The 17,932-nt window shown below is 50.1% G+C and carries 10 protein-coding genes; 7 read left to right on the top strand and 3 right to left on the bottom strand.

Annotated elements, in window-relative coordinates; all coding sequences use genetic code 11:
• The first annotated feature begins 28 nt into the window (after positions 1-28).
• From GWQ22_RS18135 to GWQ22_RS18160, 6 genes are all read left to right on the top strand, one after another.
• Positions 29-1,330: a Tn7-like element transposition protein TnsE gene (locus tag GWQ22_RS18135; protein WP_275931177.1), complete on the top strand. Its 1,302-nt coding sequence runs from the start codon at positions 29-31 to the stop codon at positions 1,328-1,330.
• A 626-nt stretch (positions 1,331-1,956) separates the two neighbouring features.
• On the top strand, positions 1,957-3,756 hold the full coding sequence (locus tag GWQ22_RS18140; RefSeq protein WP_275919814.1) for a hypothetical protein: 1,800 nt from the start codon (positions 1,957-1,959) through the stop codon (positions 3,754-3,756).
• Positions 3,753-5,306, top strand: a complete 1,554-nt coding sequence (locus tag GWQ22_RS18145; protein WP_275919815.1) for a hypothetical protein — start codon at positions 3,753-3,755, stop codon at positions 5,304-5,306. The genes GWQ22_RS18140 and GWQ22_RS18145 overlap by 4 nt, the downstream gene beginning before the upstream one ends.
• A complete protein-coding gene (locus GWQ22_RS18150; RefSeq protein WP_275931178.1) occupies positions 5,300-10,705 on the top strand; it encodes an FtsK/SpoIIIE domain-containing protein in 5,406 nt (1,801 codons plus the stop codon). Before GWQ22_RS18145 ends, GWQ22_RS18150 begins: the two co-directional genes overlap by 7 nt.
• Positions 10,695-11,396: a hypothetical protein gene (locus GWQ22_RS18155; protein WP_275919817.1), complete on the top strand. Its 702-nt coding sequence runs from the start codon at positions 10,695-10,697 to the stop codon at positions 11,394-11,396. The genes GWQ22_RS18150 and GWQ22_RS18155 overlap by 11 nt, the downstream gene beginning before the upstream one ends.
• Entirely contained in the window at positions 11,374-11,769 is a 396-nt protein-coding gene (locus tag GWQ22_RS18160; RefSeq protein WP_275919818.1) for a nucleoside 2-deoxyribosyltransferase domain-containing protein, read from the top strand. The genes GWQ22_RS18155 and GWQ22_RS18160 overlap by 23 nt, the downstream gene beginning before the upstream one ends.
• 40 nt (positions 11,770-11,809) lie before the next feature.
• On the opposite strand, the gene GWQ22_RS18165 is transcribed toward GWQ22_RS18160, so the two are convergent.
• From GWQ22_RS18165 to GWQ22_RS18175, 3 genes are read right to left on the bottom strand one after another with little or no spacing between them, the layout of a single operon-like run.
• Positions 11,810-12,652, bottom strand: coding sequence for a phosphoadenosine phosphosulfate reductase family protein (locus GWQ22_RS18165; RefSeq protein ID WP_275919819.1), 843 nt, complete (start codon positions 12,650-12,652; stop codon positions 11,810-11,812).
• The gene (locus GWQ22_RS18170; protein ID WP_275931179.1) at positions 12,645-15,986 is read right to left on the bottom strand and encodes a hypothetical protein; all 3,342 of its coding nucleotides are present in this window, start codon (positions 15,984-15,986) and stop codon (positions 12,645-12,647) included. Before GWQ22_RS18170 ends, GWQ22_RS18165 begins: the two co-directional genes overlap by 8 nt.
• Positions 15,979-16,911: a DUF4007 family protein gene (locus GWQ22_RS18175; RefSeq protein ID WP_275931180.1), complete on the bottom strand. Its 933-nt coding sequence runs from the start codon at positions 16,909-16,911 to the stop codon at positions 15,979-15,981. The genes GWQ22_RS18170 and GWQ22_RS18175 overlap by 8 nt, the downstream gene beginning before the upstream one ends.
• A 172-nt stretch (positions 16,912-17,083) precedes the next feature.
• Here GWQ22_RS18175 and GWQ22_RS18180 point away from each other — a divergent pair, with 172 nt between their 5' ends.
• Entirely contained in the window at positions 17,084-17,821 is a 738-nt protein-coding gene (locus GWQ22_RS18180; protein ID WP_275931181.1) for a hypothetical protein, read from the top strand.
• Positions 17,822-17,932 lie beyond the last annotated feature (111 nt).

Here is a 17,932-nt window from a genome sequence, read left to right on the forward strand (position 1 = left end):
GGCCGCACGATGAAGAGCAAAAGTTAGCATGATCGTTACCATGTTCGGGAGTCACATAGGAGATCAGATCCTGGAAATCGGGAAAAGTGCCAATCAGTTCACAATATTTGTGTATAAGAGTCAGGATGAAAGTGGAGATGTCAGTACCATTCGGTTTAATAGAATGTCTGATTACCCACTGACCAACCTTCGCTCCAACAAAGCAAAACATCATCTTGTCTGGCTCCTGTTTGACAAAGACGCAAGAAGGAGCTTCGGTAGTATCTATCAGTCACTGCTCGACTCGGAAACATCAGAATGGAATTTTGATTTTATTCCCCCAAATTTGAAAGGATGGAACATCGCTATGTTCGGCGCTTTCAGTGAAAGTGATCCAGCTTTATTCCATGCGGATGAGATCATTGGACTGCACAACCCCTACTTTGAATACCTAAAACCTGTAGATATATATCATCCCAGTCATCGTGAGGCTATCAGCATCGATCCAGTCGGAGGGAAGCGCCCAGAGATAAACAGGCCAGATCCTGATCCGCAATTAAACATTCCTCAAATACCCAAGATTGGTCGAAAGCTCGATGTTGTCAGTGAAATAGGCTTCAGCTTCACTTTTGGATCTGGGATGTATGTGCGTGTACAACCAGGGAAAGAATTGAAACGAGTGTCGCCCATAGTGAAAGAAGATAGCAACGTCGCGCCTAGTGAGGCTGGGGTCGGACATGCGACTGAAGAAGGTTCTGCTCAAGAGTTGGACTATGGGTTTAATCGCGACGACTCTGACCATGAGATCAAGCTGGCTCAGGCTACGGAGAGATTCAATTTATTTAAAATGGTGATCGCCGATCTTGTCTCTCAAGTCGGTTACCAGCACATATCAACGACTTGTTGCGAGCTACCAAAACCGTGTAACGGCAAGGGAGCATACATCAACAAGAAAACCGGTAAGCCAAGAGTCTTTCACGTTGCTCAGCTTTATTATTCCGGATGGCCTCTCATGGTTATTGAGGTCGACATCGAGGATCTGCGGCCAAAACATACGTTAAGTACAAGGGTTTTCGGATTCCATGGTGACTCGGAAGCCGGGTTCAATTCTGTAATGCAGAGCTGCGCGGATGCGGGAGTACATTGGAATGCCGATGTTATCGATGAACATTGCAGTGTTTTTGGAGTCGTCAAGCATCCCAACAAAACCACTAAGGTTGAGGAGGGGAAAGATGATAAGAGATTGAGAACTGACAAGGAGTACCACGATGCATGGGTTGCCGTTTTGCACAATGTCGTTAGTTCTTCGATTAAGGAGCTCACTGAGCGCGGTGGTCGTCTGGCAGACTGAACATAGAGAAACAGATTTTGAAACTGGGCTTGTATACCTATTTGGCAGGTGACCAACGCCTTCCAGAATGAGAACATCAGCATAAAACAATGGCAGTGGCAAACCGCTGACACTATATGGCATACAAATGAAATGATAGTCTCTGAATCTGTCTTTGCTTGCATGAGTCTGCCTATCGGGCATGCTTGCGTCATATCACCAAGATGAATCTGGCCAACAAACAACCGACGCTGTCAGGTTCGCCATATCCATGCCGCCGAAATCCAGCTCGAACGTGGCGGTGAGCGTAGCTGGATGTGACAGGTCCTGTGTAAGAGAGCAGTTGTTTTTTACAAGAATGATTACGCACCGTGGGGGGGCTGCATCGAGAAGCAGAATTACCCCATCCCCGCAGAGATGAAGATGTCAGCTACCAGTCAGTTCACAGTAATTACCAGTGTCAGCCCTGTAAAATTGGGAAACACTATGTGCGCATTGTTGTGCGCCCTAAAAAGCGAGAAGCCCAAGGAGAGCGCGCGATTATGAGCAATTCGTCTTCCCAATGCCAAACCGAGAGCCGCGTTCCACCCGCTAGCGCATGGGTTAGGTTACTGCGTAGCTATGGCCCGTCATCGAACAATTTAACAATGTTTGACGAATATGTGGTTGGTGCAATTGGCAGAGCAAAAGTTCAGCCAATCCGACTTTCAACACCGCAGCTCGATAAAATGGTTCATCACATCGAGTCCAAGGTTCCTGGCTCTGTCTTAATCGCAGGAACGGCTGGTGATGGGAAGACTTATCACTGCCGTGCTTTATGGACTCGTCTCGGTGGTGATTCTAAGGAATGGGCGAGCAAAGGTAATGTGAAGGAATTGTCATTGAATGATGGCCGACTGGTTGTATTCATTAAGGATCTCTCTGAGTTCAACGGCGAGGAGAGTGACCTACCTCTGCTACGGTTGGAAAAGTCAGTGCTCGGAGGTGACGACTCCGAAGTCATTATCTTGGCGGCAAACCATGGGCAACTTCTTGATCGCCTGCGTGATTTGGGAAAGCGTCAAGGACGAGTTCATCCACTGCGCAAACCACTGCAAGACCATTTCCTCAAAGCCAGCTCGGCACCAGTTCGACTTTCCGTCTTCGATCTCAGCAGCACTACCCGAGAGACTTTGGACGAAGTTGTTAAGGTGGTAGCAGGCCACCCTGAATGGAACAACTGTAAAGACTGTTTTTTGATTGCTAACGGTAAGGTTTGCCCTATAGACGAGAACCGTCGTAGGTTACTTGGCGAGGATACCGGTAGGCAGTTTACGCGTCGCTTAGGCGATCTGGTTGAGATCGCACGGCTCAACGGTTTACATCTTCCTGTGCGTGATTTATTGGCGTTGTGCTCGAACATTGTCCTTGGTTACTCGGACGCCAAGGAGGCAAAAGAGAACCTGATGACCTGTGCGGATGTGGCCAAGATCCAAGAGGGGATGAATATCGGTAAGGCCAATATTTACGCTAATGCTTTTGGATCTAACTTACCCAAGCGTAGGGCTTCAGATCGGCCGGTCTTTAGGGCTATGGCCAGCTTCGGTGTGGGTGTGGAGACCACTAACGCAGTTGATGGACTCTTGGTCTATGGCAAGGACGATTCTCGACTACAAGCTGACTTTGAGCTCTTAGTGGGTAATGACCCTATTTATGGTGCGAGCGTAGAGTTTCGTGCGGCACAGGACGCCTATTTAGAAGGGCATGAAGGTATGCGTTTGGAGGGGGGGGCTTCCGAATTCTTGGATATGCTCGAAGCCCAGCGGCGAAGGCTCTATTTCACTCTGCCGGAAATCAATCCCGGATATCTTTATTGGTCGATGACCGTCTTTTGCTTTGCAGGTGACTACTTGGAGATCATTGAAGCACTCAAAGCTAAGGTGCCTGTTAGTGAAAAAACCCGTGGGTGCATAACAAAGGGGCTCAACCGAGTTATTACTGGTTTGCTATTGGAGAATGTAGACCGCATTTTCATTGCAAGCTCAGGTGGCTTAACCCAAAGCAGAGTCAGCGTTCTTTGCGAGCATGAGACATCCTCACACAGACATAGGGGGATGGGGATGGCTATCAAACTTGATGAAGAAACCGGCCGACCGCAGCTTGAAGTGTCGCTGTCGCCTAGCCTCGGCCATTCCGTCGTTTTCGACCTTACGCCGATCCGTCATGAGTTTCTCTCACGTGTTGCCAATGGTGCGCTGCCAGCGAGCTTTTCCAACGAATGCCTTGAAGACTTGCTGGCTTTCAAAGCCAAGCTGCTGCGCAAAGCGGAGCTCGTGCGTAAGGTGGGATTTGCCGAAGATGACGAAGAAATTTACAGCGACACTTCTTCGCTGACGCTTAATTTCATCGATATAGAGCCGGGCGGCCGCGCCTTTACTCGTCCTGTGAATGTGGAGAGGGGGGTATGAACGAGATTATTAAGAGACCGGTGATCAAGCGCGTCGATTTTTGCGTTGACGAGAACATCTGGGGACATCGGCTCTATGACGAGCAGCTTCCACATCTGACAGTGCTGGAGTTCTTGGGTGTGCTTGGTTCGAACTTGGATAATCCGCTACGCGCCCACGAGGGTATGGAGGGTACGATCAAGTTTCAGCCTCAGCGGCAGATCCGCTTGCGGGGCCTTTTGTTCAACAATCCTTACGTTGAGTTTATCGCTGATAGTACGTTGCCAGACGAGGATAAGTGGAAGGAGTGGTTTGAGAGGTTTGACCAGGGAAAAACGGGTAATGGTGATAATGATATGGCCTACCTTCGGCGCTCGTTCTCCAGCTTTGACGATTTTGCCAAAGCTATTGAGCTGTTGAGGTCATCCTCTTTTGAATCCTTTAGCAACAAGCGTTGGAGCTCGAAGTTCGTTTTCCCCTTTGGCCCAGATGCCCTCTATGAGGACTTGGAAATCGACTCACGCGGCAATATGAGTAATGATCGACGTTTCTTTGCGCGCTCGGGTGAACTGCTCTATTTGATGCTCACACGGGCACAAAAGGGTGCGCTATTGGGCGAGATTTTGGTTAAGAGGCTGTTTGATCGTGAGACCCCGATGAACAGGCTGGCCCTTGCTCTGCAAGGTGAACCGCAGTGTGCCGATGATCCGCGCCCACTGGGCTATTTGCCAGAGACCACCAGTGCGCGTTTTGACCAAATCTGCGAAGACTGGTTGTCCATTCTCGCCAAGGATATGCCAATCTACGATGCGTTGGAGCATATCATCACCATATCCGGTCTAAACATGCTCCTCTACTTCCTTGAGCGGGCGAAGCGCATTGCTGGGGATGATGATCCCGTCGAGATTGTCTGCGAAATTGTCTCCAAGGAGCGTACAAAGGTTCGTGCGCTATCGGGCGATAGTTACCAGTACAATCAGGGGTTACCAGCCAAGGCCGTTCGCGTCCACGTTGAAGCTATTCGGCAAGACCCCTTGTGGTGTATGGCCGCATCAAGTGAATTTTCCGACGCAGAGCGCATCAAGCTCATGTGTGATCAATTCCAGTGGCCGCCCACCGATGGCTTGGGTGATGAGGACTACGCAGGTAAAAATGCGGATGACCTTGTGGAGGAATTAGTTAAACGCGCGCTTTACCGGCATGGGCAGCATGTAGGCAAGATACATGCGTCTTGGTCGCGAGCGATAGGGCTCAGTTCCCGCAGGCTCTCGCGACGCATTCGCTATGCGCCCAACGACCATCTCCTCAAATCAATCGTAGTTGCAGTCGTTGACGACCGTATGCAGTTCGACGAATTTCTAGCAGAAGTTAAACGACGTTATGGCTTGGTTCTCGGCGACGCCGAAGGTGCTCGTTTGGTTGACGCCAAGTTGGTCGACCAAGTGGAGCTCTGTGAAAACAGGGACAATCTGGAAGCCAGACTCAATGGTTTGGGTTTGGTCCGCAGGCTTTCCGATTCATGCTCGTTTGTTGAAAACCCGTTCGCGTTCAAGGGAGAGGCTGCATGCTGACCGATCGTATCATTGGGCGTGTTGGCGCGATCATTCTCGCCAAGCGTATTTCCAATCCTGGCCAGTTGAGCGATTCGGCAGCTCTTTTCCGACTTGATAAGCTATCAGCCAGCCAGATTGCAGCCGTGGCACGTGCGATCCTTGCCAACCCGGATTTATCGGATCATGTGGACCTTATGATTCCGGGAACGTTAGTCGAGGGCCAAGGTTTGCCCTCGGAAATTTTGATCTCTCATAACGCCGGTTATGTGCGCAACAACGCGGTGACTGCCAAGACAGCGATCCTGACCGCAAACGGCAATGAGCATAATCTCGCCGATACACTTGGTCATGTAATGGCTATCGGCGCTAAGGAAATTCGCACCGACTCTGAACCTTGGGTCGAAGCGACCCTTCATGTTGGCGGCCTCTCACCAGTTTCAGAGGACCGCGCCGTGTTCCATGCCGCACTTGGTGGGTTGCTTTCTTCCTCTGAACTCTCGTTGGTGCAACTTAGCGAGTTCTGTTCCGATATTGTTGAAGCTATCTCCATGCGAGGACTACCCATCCGCGATGCGATCGGCTTCGCTTTGCCTAAAGCTGGTTTACCAAGGGATAGTTCTTTTTTTTCCAACGCTAAAATCTACGCGACAAGACGCAAGCCTTGGCAGAACGCCTTCGCTAAGCTTTTCACTCAGCGGGCACCGTTGCTCAAAAAACTGCGGCAGAACGGCCAGCCACTCGACGATGAAGAGCTCGTAGAGCGAATCGAAGCCAATGCGGCAGAGATCAACGAAGGCGCGCTCCAGGCCCTGGTGGCTTTCACTACGGCCCCGGCGGGTGATCCTGATGCCGTCACAGCCCTAGCGCAGTTCGAGTGGGAAGGTGATGGCGTCAAGTTGGCCTTTGACAAGCCTAGGGAGAGGCAGCTTGGTTTGGCCGATTCAACTATCCAATTCTTTAACAATGATTGCGACCAAGAGGATTTTCTGGATACAGAGAGTCGCAAGCAGTTAGAGGACTTGAAGACACGTGAACGACAGTCCGACTTTAACGAAGAGGATGAGAAGTTTTTTGTCAAACACCGGCGCTTACTCGAGCAAGACGCAAAGCTCTGTGCTCGATGGGAAAAGGGTTTGTATGGCAAACCTATAGAGTGCCACGACTTCCTCGACGGCTTCGCGCGGGTAGTCAACAGCTTGCATGCTGGACTATGTGATCCTGAAGGTGGGCGCATCCTGCGCTTCACTGTTACTAAGGGCCGCAAGGAGTGGCGAGAGCGCTTCAACTACGATGTTGGCTGCTACTTCTCGGCGATGTATCGGGGTTTGAAGGAGTTAATGGGCTCAAAAGTAGACTGGAAGGTTGAGCGACTCGGTAACGCAGACTTGCCTGACCCATTATTTGACTACGAGGATTTCTTCGCCAAAGAGAAGGCGCTGCGTAGCGATAAGAAAAGTAAGGTCCGGCCCAACTCCTCGCTTTCACGGATAGCGCTGCAGATCAAATTCGATGTCGCATTGGTGCAAGTCTTCAAAGGTAATGAAACTGTTCTGGCCAAGACCCAGCTTTTATGGAGCTACAAGCCTACGTCAATAGGTTTGTCTATGGTTGCCGACATGCGTCGTCTTTTGGAGAAGGGGGCGGTCGGTTGCACAGAAGTCTCGCGTCGGCTTGTAAGTAAGAAAGGCGGGGTTCAAAACGTGTCGCTGATCGATACTGGAACCTTGGAAGCGACTTATTCGACAAACGCTGGCTCGCTCGTCCCCGCAGCAAATAAACTTCGCAGCTTGCGCTTTGAGATTAAGAAGCGACTCAAGGATCTTGCCGACGAAGGTCGATTGGTACAGTTGCAGTACGACGAGATTCGAGCTGCGTGGGACAATTTCGAAGCGGACTACATCAAGGCGATGGAGGACTTTGTTTCCACTGGTTTGCACGGTGAGGCAGTAATGCGCCAAGCCGAGTCCTACAGTAAGTTGCTTACGGCTTTGATGGCCCATGCCCGCGGCGATGTTTGCCGCGCCAAGCTTGTCATGGAAGTGCTCTCGGTAGGTACGGCCAGAGTGGCAGGTAGCAACCCAGCTTTGATCATTCCACCTTGGCATCCAGAGCGTATGAAGGCGCTGGCGATCAAGTCTAAGCGTGTAGCGGGATTTGCCACCCACTTGCTCTCAAGTAATAGCATTCTGTATGGCGACCGCGAAATTTTTATGCGTGAGCTCTCCGACGAAATCGCGCACCCGTTTTATCCGGAGATCGCAGTCCTCAATATGAGCGGTGCTCCTCAATTGGTGTCTGAAAGTAGTACGCTCAACGGCTATAGCCTGCTGGAAGCTCCTACGAGAGTCTCCGAGGGATCTATGACTGATGTCGATCCAGCGGCTGCCGCTAAGCAGGTTCGTGAGCTTCTGGAGCGCTACGTCAGTTTGCAGCCGCATGAGGCTGCAAACCTCAGTGTAGTGCTCTACAACGCCGATGCTGCCGAACTACCTCTGGCGACTGTGCGAGCGCTATCTTCGAGTCAAGAGCATGGAAATCTTCAATGTAGCGTGTCGGTTCGTCACTCTGATCAGGCTAAGCTTCGCAGCGTATATGGTGAACTAGTCAACAAGGCCAGCAACGATCAAGAGCTGCCGGTTGTCAGTGAGACCAGTGACAACTTTATCTCGAAGCTGCGTATCTCAGTGACCCCGATTTCGTCCACTCCCCGTGAAAATTCACAAGGCTTCAAAGCCTTCGATGTAGCGTTTCTGCATGATGTGGTTTCTCGTGCAGCGGAGGTCAAATGGTTATCGGTTCCGTGGACCAATGACCGGCCCAATCTTGAGCATGCTCCATCTCGTTGGTCTTATCGCAGTGTCTCAGGCGAGAATGAGCTAAAATCGACCTCTTTCTTGACTTGTCCTTGGCAGACAGCCTCCGGCTGGGCTTATGTGTCTGCCGTGGCTGCTGTTTGCCGCCAGACCGATGCTTTGCCTGACAAGCATTTCCTCCCGGCTAGGCGCATCTCTCTACAAAATCCTCTCTTGGCTGGGATGATCAAGGATGCACATGATCTTGCGGAATGGGTTGCGACTTACGACGAACTGCTGGATAAGCGTCAGCTCCTGCACAACAACATCACAGTTGTCCGTTATCGGCGCGGCTCGACCAATGGTCGCAACATGATCGTCAGCTCGACTTCCGAACTACGGTTGCTGAGCGTACTAGTCCGCCGGAGATTGGAAGAGCTGAACCTAAAGCTTAGTGGTGACGAAATCCTAGCCGCAGCCGACAAAGCCAAACGCGATGCGCTTTCGATCTCCGGTGATATTGTCTTACGTGCAGCTAAGCGCGGCGTTTCCACTGGTGAAATGATTGGCCTAGTACTTAGCCGCTACTTGCTGGCTGAAGAGTTCAAGGCTGCTGCAGGTGGGGAGCAAGTATTGACTGCTTACTTCTTGCTAGACGACTATGCAAGTTGGCTATCGCAGCCGGAGAGCCGCATCGCGGACATCCTAGCGCTCAATGTCGAAGAGCGCGAAGAGGGGGTTCGGGTTGTCATCACGATTGTTGAGTCGAAGTATGTTGGTACCGAAGGGTTAGCTAAGGCGCGCAGCGACTCCAAGGATCAGCTGCTCGCAACGTTGGGCATGTTCCGCGAGGCCCTCTTCGGCGATCCTGGCCGTCTCGATCGCGATGTGTGGCTTGCCCGCTTGGCCGATATGCTCATCGACGCCGAGATCCCACCTGGCATGACTGACTTGATGGAGAGGGCAAGGGCAAAGCTTCGCGAAGGCGATGTGGAGATTTCCCTGCGCGGTTATTCGCAGGTTTTTGTTCACACCTCTGACGCTGGTTCTACCTCCGCTTCCGCTCAAGTGCTGCTTGACGATATTGATGGTGTCCAGGCTTGGCAAGAGGTCTTCGACCGACCCGACTTGCGAAAGCTTACTGAAGGCTACGCCAAAGGGGAGAGTGGCTTTGAGGTGCGTGCAGGGCTGGGCTTTCACCAGCCCTGGGCTGGTCACGGTTTCAAGAGGCCAGCTCCACGGGTACCGTGGCTTGCAGCCATGGGGCTGCTTGTAAGTAGCCCCATAGAGCCGATCATTGAGACCACACACACCGTTCAGCCTGTGCTCCCCAGCACAGAGACGCCTCCTGCCTCTATGGTTCCGGTTGAAGAAGATACTCAAGCTACCTCTACGGTGGCATCTCCTGCGTCTGCCAACATTAGCTCTTCGCTTGCTAAGTTGGTTTCGGTTAAGTTCGCGGGTGGCGCGCAAGCTGATGCGGAGCGTGAGGGGTGGGCGCAGGAAGTTACCAAAAAGCTCAGAGTTGCACTGAATAGCTACGGCCTGCAGGCCATGATTATTGGTACTCGTCTTACCCCAAACGGTTGCCTGGTGCGCCTGGCTGGCTCCGACCGGCTGCGTGTGGAGGACATTGAGAACAAACGTACGCAGCTCCTGACTACGCACGCAATCAACCTCGTCACAGTCCAGCCCAAGCCTGGCGAGATCGTGGTGACGGTCGCCGGGGCCAAGCGTCAGGCTGTCTCCCTGTGGGAACTTTGGTCGTGCCGCGAGCTCAATCGCAACGTCGCTGGCATCAACACGTCCTTCCTGTTGGGGCTGCAAGAGATTAACGGCGCACTGCTGTATCTGAACCTCGGAGCCGAATTCGGCGGGCTCTCCTCGCATGAGCCGCATTCGCTCGTGGCAGGCGCAACCGGTAGTGGCAAGTCGGTGCTCATCCAAGCCTTGCTTCTGGACATAGCCGCTACCAATTCGAAGGACTTGGCACAGATCATCTTGATCGATCCCAAGATGGGCGTGGACTACGCTCCCTTGGCGGATTTGCCGCATATGCGCGACGAGATCATTACAACCAAAGAGAAGGCCTCCGAAGTGCTTGGAGCACTAGTACAAGAGATGGAGGACCGTTATCGTTCTTTTGCTCAAGCCAGAGCTCGCGATCTTTCAACCTACAACGCAAAGGTGCATGCCGAAGAGCGCCTGCCTATGGTCTTTCTGGTCCACGACGAGTTTGCCGATTGGATGCTTGACGACGCGTACAAGACGGCGGTTGGTGCTGCTGTTCAACGCTTGGGGGTAAAGGCCCGCGCGGCAGGTATCCATTTGATCTTTGCGGCCCAGCGGCCAGATAAAGATGTGATGCCCATGCAGCTTCGTGAAAACTTAGGCAACCGCTTGATCTTGAAGGTGTCCAGTGAAGCGACTTCTAAGATTGCGCTGGACAGGCCTGGGGCAGAATTACTGCTAGGACGTGGACATCTGGCTGCGAAGCTTAATGGTGAACAGGGATTGGTCTTCGCTCAGGCTCCATTCCTATCTGATGCAGACATTGAGGCAGCTGTCCAGGCTATTCAAGATGATAACAAAGGTAAAATCATGAAGGTGATGAATGAAAATTGATGAGGCGATGGACACGCTTGCTAAATTCTTCAACGACCTCATTGGAGCCTGGGTTCCGGGAGCTGTATTGGCTCTCGGCTTAGTCGTAATGCACTTAGGACCATCACACCTTCAAATGATTTCCAAGCTTGGGAACTCTAGTGGTACAGCTCTCACGATCGCTGGATTGCTTTTCGCTTTGGGTCATACTCTGATAGCTGTGTATGATCATGGAATTAAATCTTTGCTTAAAAAGACGAAAATATTAAAGGGATTAGATGAGGTTAAGCTTAAGAAGCGGCAACCGTATGTATGGTTTTCCAAGTGGGTGGAAGCACAGCAAGTCGGTAGTTTCGTTCAGGACTGGAGCTACAACGACTTGCGTAGCGTTGCGCTTTCCGTTTCAGCCGAGGCTGCATCGCTTGGTCGACGGTTCATGTTCATCTCGCTGCTATGCAACGGCGTAGGGACTGCTCTATCGATCATTGGCTTTGACTACGTAGCTTGCATTATTTTTTACCCGAAACTGCTGTATCCCTATGAACAAGTCGCTCCTTGGCCTGTTCAGGCTGTGTTGCTTTTTGTAATCGCCTGGATATTGTTCAAACAGGGTGAAGTGTTTTATTCACGAGCTATGGCTACACCCTTCACTGTGGCGATCGCTGAAATGAACTTCAAAAAGGAATCCAATGTCAGCAATACTTTCATCTAGCAAAGTCTACTTGGCAGGTGGGTTCAGCTCTAAGTGGCAGGTGCTCGTAACTTCTCATTTAACAGGAATATATGAGTTGCTTGATCCCAGCGCCCACAACATTGAGGATCCAATCAAATACACCAAATGGGATTTGGATGCTATTCAGCAATCTGACATTATCTTGGCAAACATGGAATCAACCAACCCTGGAGGATACTCATTGGCTTTGGAGGTGGGCTTTGCCAAGGCGTTGGGGAAAGAAATTATTTTGGTAGACCAAATCAAAGATGCGACTGTAAGCCGCTACTTCGAAATGGTCCGCCAGTGCTCAAATCGCATTTTTTCAACACTTGAGGATGCTATTGAACACCTTTTAAGACAAGCTAAATAAGGCAGCGTCGACATATTTCACTTAAGCCAAGGAGGGCTACTTACTTGTGGCAGATATTACAAGAGCCGTTCCCTTCATCGATGCCGTAAATATCATCAATATCTTCAGGTGAGGACTTTATGGGTCTCAATGGATTAATTGGAATATTATTACGTAGCCGTGCCCGCCGACTCTCGTATTCCGTCTTTATCGCCGCTATACGCTCTGGATTCTCCAAATCAGTCAGAGATTCACCTTTTGACCAAGTAAAGGGTGACCCATGCTCTAAAGCATCCTTCTCTAATGCCTTAGCCTCTTCATAGGCTTCTGGGTGCCTTTCCCGAAGACGAACCCATTCAATCTTCTGCTGGAAGAAGCAAAATGTGCAGCCACTGCGAGATCGCCATTCGTAATATTTTGGATATCCAATTCCTGAGTTTTCTAAAATATCTATCACAGCGGCCTTATTAATTCCAGCCTCACGAAATGGCATCTTCACTAATAGGTTGTTTGCTTTAGAAGAATAACCTTCGCGATACTCTTCGTCTGAACGAATAGCAACATAGGACGTAACCATATCCCCAGCAACAAGCCATGGCTTCACCCATTGCTCAAATGGTGCAAGCTTTAGCTGACGGGTGCACCAACGTGTCTGAGGGCTAGGTAGGAAATTGTTGTACTGACGAAGCCAGAATCGAAAGTCCCTGCCTGGATTCAACCTGATAATCGGTTTACCCAAATACCCCTCAAGTTTCCCTAGGAACTCTTCAACCTCGGGCAGTTCTTCTCCGGTATCGGTGAAAAAATAGTCTATTTCAAGCTCTGGATGGTGGTCACGCATATAGACCGCCAATGCGGCACTGTCCTTCCCCCCAGATATCCCAAGAACATGTCGTTCAATCATGGTTTGGTTCCTTCTCACCTAAGGCTAGTTTCATCCCGACCTTGGCTAGGATTGCTAATAATACCTCTGTTTTTAAACCATCACTTTCCAACATTGACGTGATTTCTTCCGCTTTTCTTTCAATGGTTTGACGATATTGTTCGGGTATAGCGAAAGAACGTGAAATCGTCTTGGTATCCGAGCCGGCACCGATCACTACTGCGATCGCTTCACTATGGGGCTCACGACCTTGCACGGATACAAACGCTTCTGTTTCACGGAATCGGTGTGCAAATTTTGCAAGCTCAAGATATGCCGCATCAATATGTCTATCTACCCAATCACGTGGGGGTTTTTCCGCCGCAAGGCTAAGAATGCTTTCCAGCGATGTTGGGCTCCCATCAAAATTTGCCAACCGTGTCGCAAATGCGTCGAGTCTAAGATCACCTGATACACCAGAAACCGAACGGGCACGTACACGTAATGCTTCCAGATCGCAATCGCTGGCATCAAGAGCTTCCAGCATTTTATCTCCAGCTGCCGTAAGCATCTTGTCATAAGCACTTGCTAGCTCTTGTAAGGGCTCACGTAGAGCATTTACATATATTTCGCCATTCGATGTATTGAGCAGAGAGGGCAAGTCGACGAATAGAACTCTGTGCGGATCGCTTGCCTTTAAAAGCATATCTCTTATTGCTTTAGCTGTATCACTCAAACGTTGAGAACGACGAGTCCACTCTGGTAGATTGAATACCATAGCGACAAGGCCTCGCGCAGCTTCTAGCGGTTCAGCGGCACCTGAGCCTTCACCGATCTCCGCCAGCAACCTTGAAATCCCTTCAAGAAGGCGACTTTTGTCTTCATCGATCGCAACCCAACGTAGCGAGAAGCGAGTAGGGTCCTGGAGACACTCATCGATATCGAAATCAGAGAATCGTGGTATAAACATACCGTCCTTGTAAACAGCGATATTAGCTTTGTGCGCCAATATAAACGCGGTGAATACAACAGGTAGGATGCCTTGTTTCAAGCCATATGGAGGAGCATTCCACAAATTGTAAATATTGTGGGCTCCTACCTGAATGCTTGTATCCGAAAATAAAGATCTGGTTGCCTTCCAAATCGATACAAAGTCATTGGCAACACCATTCCTAGGAGGCATAAACTGCCATGAGCCAGAATCGCATTGTCGATGCAGCTTTGTTCTTTTTAGTAGTGCCTCGTAAAGACCGCGTTCAGCGGGAAATCCTTCAAACCCAAGAGCGGCTTGGTTTTCTGCACTAACCATCGCATGCAGCAAGTTCCGACGAGCCTTCACACTGCTGCTCGATAAAGTATCTCTGTTGACGAGTTCACTAAAAATCGGAAGGGAATTGTTGAACAAATTCTCTGCAAGTTCTGAGGCTATTGGTGAGAGCTTCAATCCATACCTAAAGGTGGATGTCTGCTTCTCTCCGTCATACCAAGATGTCAGAGACACTGCTGTTTGGAGTTGTTCCTCTAAATTAGCCCTTACTGCAGCCAAACGAGCATTAACTTCTCTCCTAGCGACGGGATCACCGGAAAGTTCATGCCGTTTCTTGACCTGCTCTAAAGCTAAAATTTCAGAGGAGAGTTCAGTTATACGAGAGTGGTTACTAGGAATCCCCACAATTACGGGCCAAGGCCTAAGCTTGGCGCAACCTTGTACTCGTTGGATTGCTTCATCAATGCTCATACCCAGGCTTGGTAAGGCAAGAATGAATAGCCCAAATTCACCCCTGTTGGGTGCAAAACTAGACGCAATTTTCTCTGTCTGCTCAATACTGGATAGTCTCAGATCCATCCAGCGCATGGTTCCCGTTGCATGGTAGTGGCGTTTTGCAACCACTGGTCTGAGGCCCATAAGTTTGCTGAGCTGCGTGTAATCAATGCCTGATGAGGTAACAAGAGCTTGTTTGATTGCTGCGTCAATATCAAAGTCACTACCCTCAAAGACAGACCAAGAACTGGTATAGCTTTTATAGAGGGCTACTTGGATCTCAGAAAGTTTTTGCAGTGCAGCTTCAAGCTCTTCATGCGTCGTATCATGGAATAGTGAGCTGATAATGGCTGAGTCAGCAGCTAGGCCTGAACCATTGCGAAATAAATCAATGACAGCAATATTCTTGAGCAGCGTTACTATTAACGGGTCATTCGTCCTGGCTTCTGCTCGTTCAATGGCTTCTACAGCTTGCGACCAACGATGTCCATCAGGGGATGCGAGAATAGCTGGTTCCAAGTTTGAACGCAGATAGTCCCAGTAATCACTCGGACGATACCAAGTTCCTTTTTTGACAGGGGTTGAATTAAGGTATGAGCGGAAGCCGTGAGCTTCAACTGATGACAAGAAGCCAAAAGTGCTTCTCTCATTCTGCCCAAATTGTCTTTTGGAAATTGGCCCCATGAGAGCCGCCATAGCAGGGTGAAGCGGCCAGCATTTGGCTAGAGCCTTGGCGAAATCTTGCCCCACAGCGGGACGGCGTAAGCGAATCGCATCAGCGATGACTTTGGATGCGCTATCCATCCAGTCAGGATTTAACTTAGTTTCAATTGCTCGGCCAATAAGTTCCACTACCTCATCGCTGGCAGTTACGAATGGCAAGTCAACATAGCGGCCTTGTACTTTCGCCCAATCTTCACGAGTGTCGAGGCCGAGTCTGGCGGAATATTGAACAAATGATTGGTGTAGCACACCAATAACAATTAACCGACCTTCTGTGCGTGCTGCTGCCTCAGCAAGTTCTTGGAAAAAATAAACATCATCTCCGGCCCCAAGTGCAGAGGCCTCCAAGAACTTACCCATCTCATCAATAATAACTAGCACACCATCGTGTGGTCTATTTTTAGACTCTTTGAGTAATTCGGCAATGAGCGTTTGGGAGTTGAGTTGGTTATTTTTATCGTCTGGTTTGCACTGAGCTTTTTTTAGCGCAGTGGATATGCCTGACAAGACACTGCCGCGTCGGCCAACTACCGGTATGATTAGCCATCCATCTCGAACAGGGAATGACTCGTCGAATGTGGACTGAGAGTCCAGGCGCAAAACTTCGCGTGCCTTTGCTCGCAAATTTTTATCAGCATGCAACGAACTAGCCAATGTAATTGCGAGGGAGCTTTTCCCCCCCCCAAAAGGGCCAGTCCAAGTGAAGCTGCGTTGGTTGGTGTTGGAGAGTTGCTTGCACATCCCGTCAACCACCAACTCCGCAGTTGTATGACATATGTAGCTAGATAACGCATCTATTCTGCCAATGTCGGTATCCACTCGAATAGAACGCTGGTATTGACGCGAAATCTGGACAAATTCCGACAGAGTTTGTTGCTTATTGTCACTCATAGGCGCGCCTAACCATGTTTTCGATGTCTTCCTGTGATAAGCCTTTACGGTGGACTTGCCTTAAACCGGCGGAATCTGTCCATTCAAGTTTTGAGCCTGTGAAATCTGAGAGAGCGATCAACCGTTGGGCTATCGACTCTTCATCGAGCTTAAAGACCCGACCTGGTGAGCCTTCTGCGTAAGCGATGGTTTCAAATGCCAGAGAACTCAGGCCTGCCGCTTTGCGCTCCCAGAAATCGACAAGTGCATATGCGAAAATACCATCGTGTAGAGAGGCTTTAGGGCCTCGCCGGAAGGCGTATTGGCCATTGTATACCTCTTGCAACAACCCCAATTCACTTAAGAGTGGTTCTGCAAAATCTTCAGGTGTTCCACCTGTTGAGCGAGGGGCGTAGCTACGAATGCATGTATCTAAGTCACGAGAGATCGTTGCGGTTGATAGGCGATGACCGGGGTCAAGCTCACGGGCGAACTTTACCAAAGGCTCTTCAAGCTCTTGGCGATTGAAGGTTGGAGAGGTTACATGGTTAAACAGCCAATGCCATGTCGTCGAACGAAAGCATCTGCCCGCAAGCTGCCAATGGACGAGCCAAGCTGTTGAGGGGTTTTCTGCATAGGGGTCAAGCCCTTGATCTATAAGAATCTCTCTGGCTAAGCAGTTAACGCGGTAACCATCGTCAACCTCGAACATGACCCCGCACGCTAGGGCCCAATGTCGAATAGAGGCAACCATGTTCTTCCCAACGCCAAACGCAGCAATAGCTGAGTCATCAGTAAATGTTGACTTAGGTATAAGAGCTCCATCTGTCGCTTGATCGAACACTTTCTTTAGCCACATTTGACGCAGGGGAAAAGTTTCGTGGCCAGAGAAATGAGAGAGACTTGTTCGGCGAGATTTCTGTATCGATTTCATGTTCATGATCATACATCCGAACTGGTGACCTTCACCAGTTCAAAGTTTGCTGTGTTTATATACAGTATATTGGTTTTTTTCCTGACTATCTATAGTGGGCACAGGGAGAATGGGGGCAAACCACAATGCTAAGTGCCCATATCAGAATGTGGCGTTGGCTGGTAGGAGCCATAGGTAATCGGTAATGGATATTGAACAGATAGAGCGTCGACTACGGCAGCTTGTTGAGCAGATTTCTGAACTGGAGCTAGAGAAAAAGCACCTGGAAATGCAGCGTACCCAGTTTGTTCGTCCAGCTGTGGCGCCACAATCGTGCACACCTCTTACCTCAGAGCAGAAGATTGCCCTGTTTGCCGAACGTTTCGTCGGAAGAGCCGATGTATTTGCTACTCGCTGGGAGAGTAAGGCTGGCAAGTCCGGTTACTCGGTGGCTTGCGCGAATGAGTGGAAACCTGGTGTCTGCTTAAAACCACAAATCAAATGTGGTGACTGTCAGCAACGCAAGTTTTTACCGGTGCTCGACCAAACACTGCGTGCCCACTTGACAGGAAAGTGCACCGTCGGGATCTACCCATTGTTGCCTGGTGACATGTGCCGCTTTCTGGCCGCCGACTTTGATAAATCAGATTGGCAACCTACCGTAGCTGCCCTGAGAGAAGTTTGTGGGGAGCTGGGAGTTCCCTGTTTGGTCGAGCGATCTCGCTCCGGTAACGGTGCCCATGTATGGATTTTCTTTTCGGAGTTAGTGTCGGCACAAAGGGCGCGCTTATTGGGCGCGGGTCTCCTCGATAAAGCGATGGAACGCTATCCAAAACTTGGATTCGACTCTTATGACCGTCTATTTCCTAATCAGGACCATATGCCTGCCGGGGGATTTGGGAACTTGATTGCTTTGCCATTGCAATATGGTAAGCGCCCCTGAATCAGCACCTGTTTTTACTGAGATCACCTCGGCACACTGAAACCCATCGTATCTACGTTGGGATTTCCGCTATGACCACTCAAGAACGCGTTGATTTTTGGCAGCGCCAGA

This window comes from Aeromonas sp. 1HA1 (genome assembly GCF_029237385.1).
GTDB lineage: Bacteria > Pseudomonadota > Gammaproteobacteria > Enterobacterales > Aeromonadaceae > Aeromonas > Aeromonas popoffii.

Bases quoted from the DNA above. Each gene is read 5' to 3' on its own strand.
- GWQ22_RS18165 (WP_275919819.1), bottom strand. From the start codon at position 12,652: ATGATTGAACGACATGTTCTTGGGATATCTGGGGGGAAGGACAGTGCC.
- GWQ22_RS18180 (WP_275931181.1), top strand. From the start codon at position 17,084: ATGGATATTGAACAGATAGAGCGTCGACTACGGCAGCTTGTTGAGCAG.
- GWQ22_RS18140 (WP_275919814.1), top strand. From the start codon at position 1,957: ATGTTTGACGAATATGTGGTTGGTGCAATTGGCAGAGCAAAAGTTCAG.
- GWQ22_RS18160 (WP_275919818.1), top strand. From the start codon at position 11,374: ATGTCAGCAATACTTTCATCTAGCAAAGTCTACTTGGCAGGTGGGTTC.
- GWQ22_RS18150 (WP_275931178.1), top strand. From the start codon at position 5,300: ATGCTGACCGATCGTATCATTGGGCGTGTTGGCGCGATCATTCTCGCC.
- GWQ22_RS18145 (WP_275919815.1), top strand. From the start codon at position 3,753: ATGAACGAGATTATTAAGAGACCGGTGATCAAGCGCGTCGATTTTTGC.
- GWQ22_RS18135 (WP_275931177.1), top strand. From the start codon at position 29: ATGATCGTTACCATGTTCGGGAGTCACATAGGAGATCAGATCCTGGAA.
- GWQ22_RS18170 (WP_275931179.1), bottom strand. From the start codon at position 15,986: ATGAGTGACAATAAGCAACAAACTCTGTCGGAATTTGTCCAGATTTCG.
- GWQ22_RS18155 (WP_275919817.1), top strand. From the start codon at position 10,695: ATGAAAATTGATGAGGCGATGGACACGCTTGCTAAATTCTTCAACGAC.
- GWQ22_RS18175 (WP_275931180.1), bottom strand. From the start codon at position 16,911: ATGATCATGAACATGAAATCGATACAGAAATCTCGCCGAACAAGTCTC.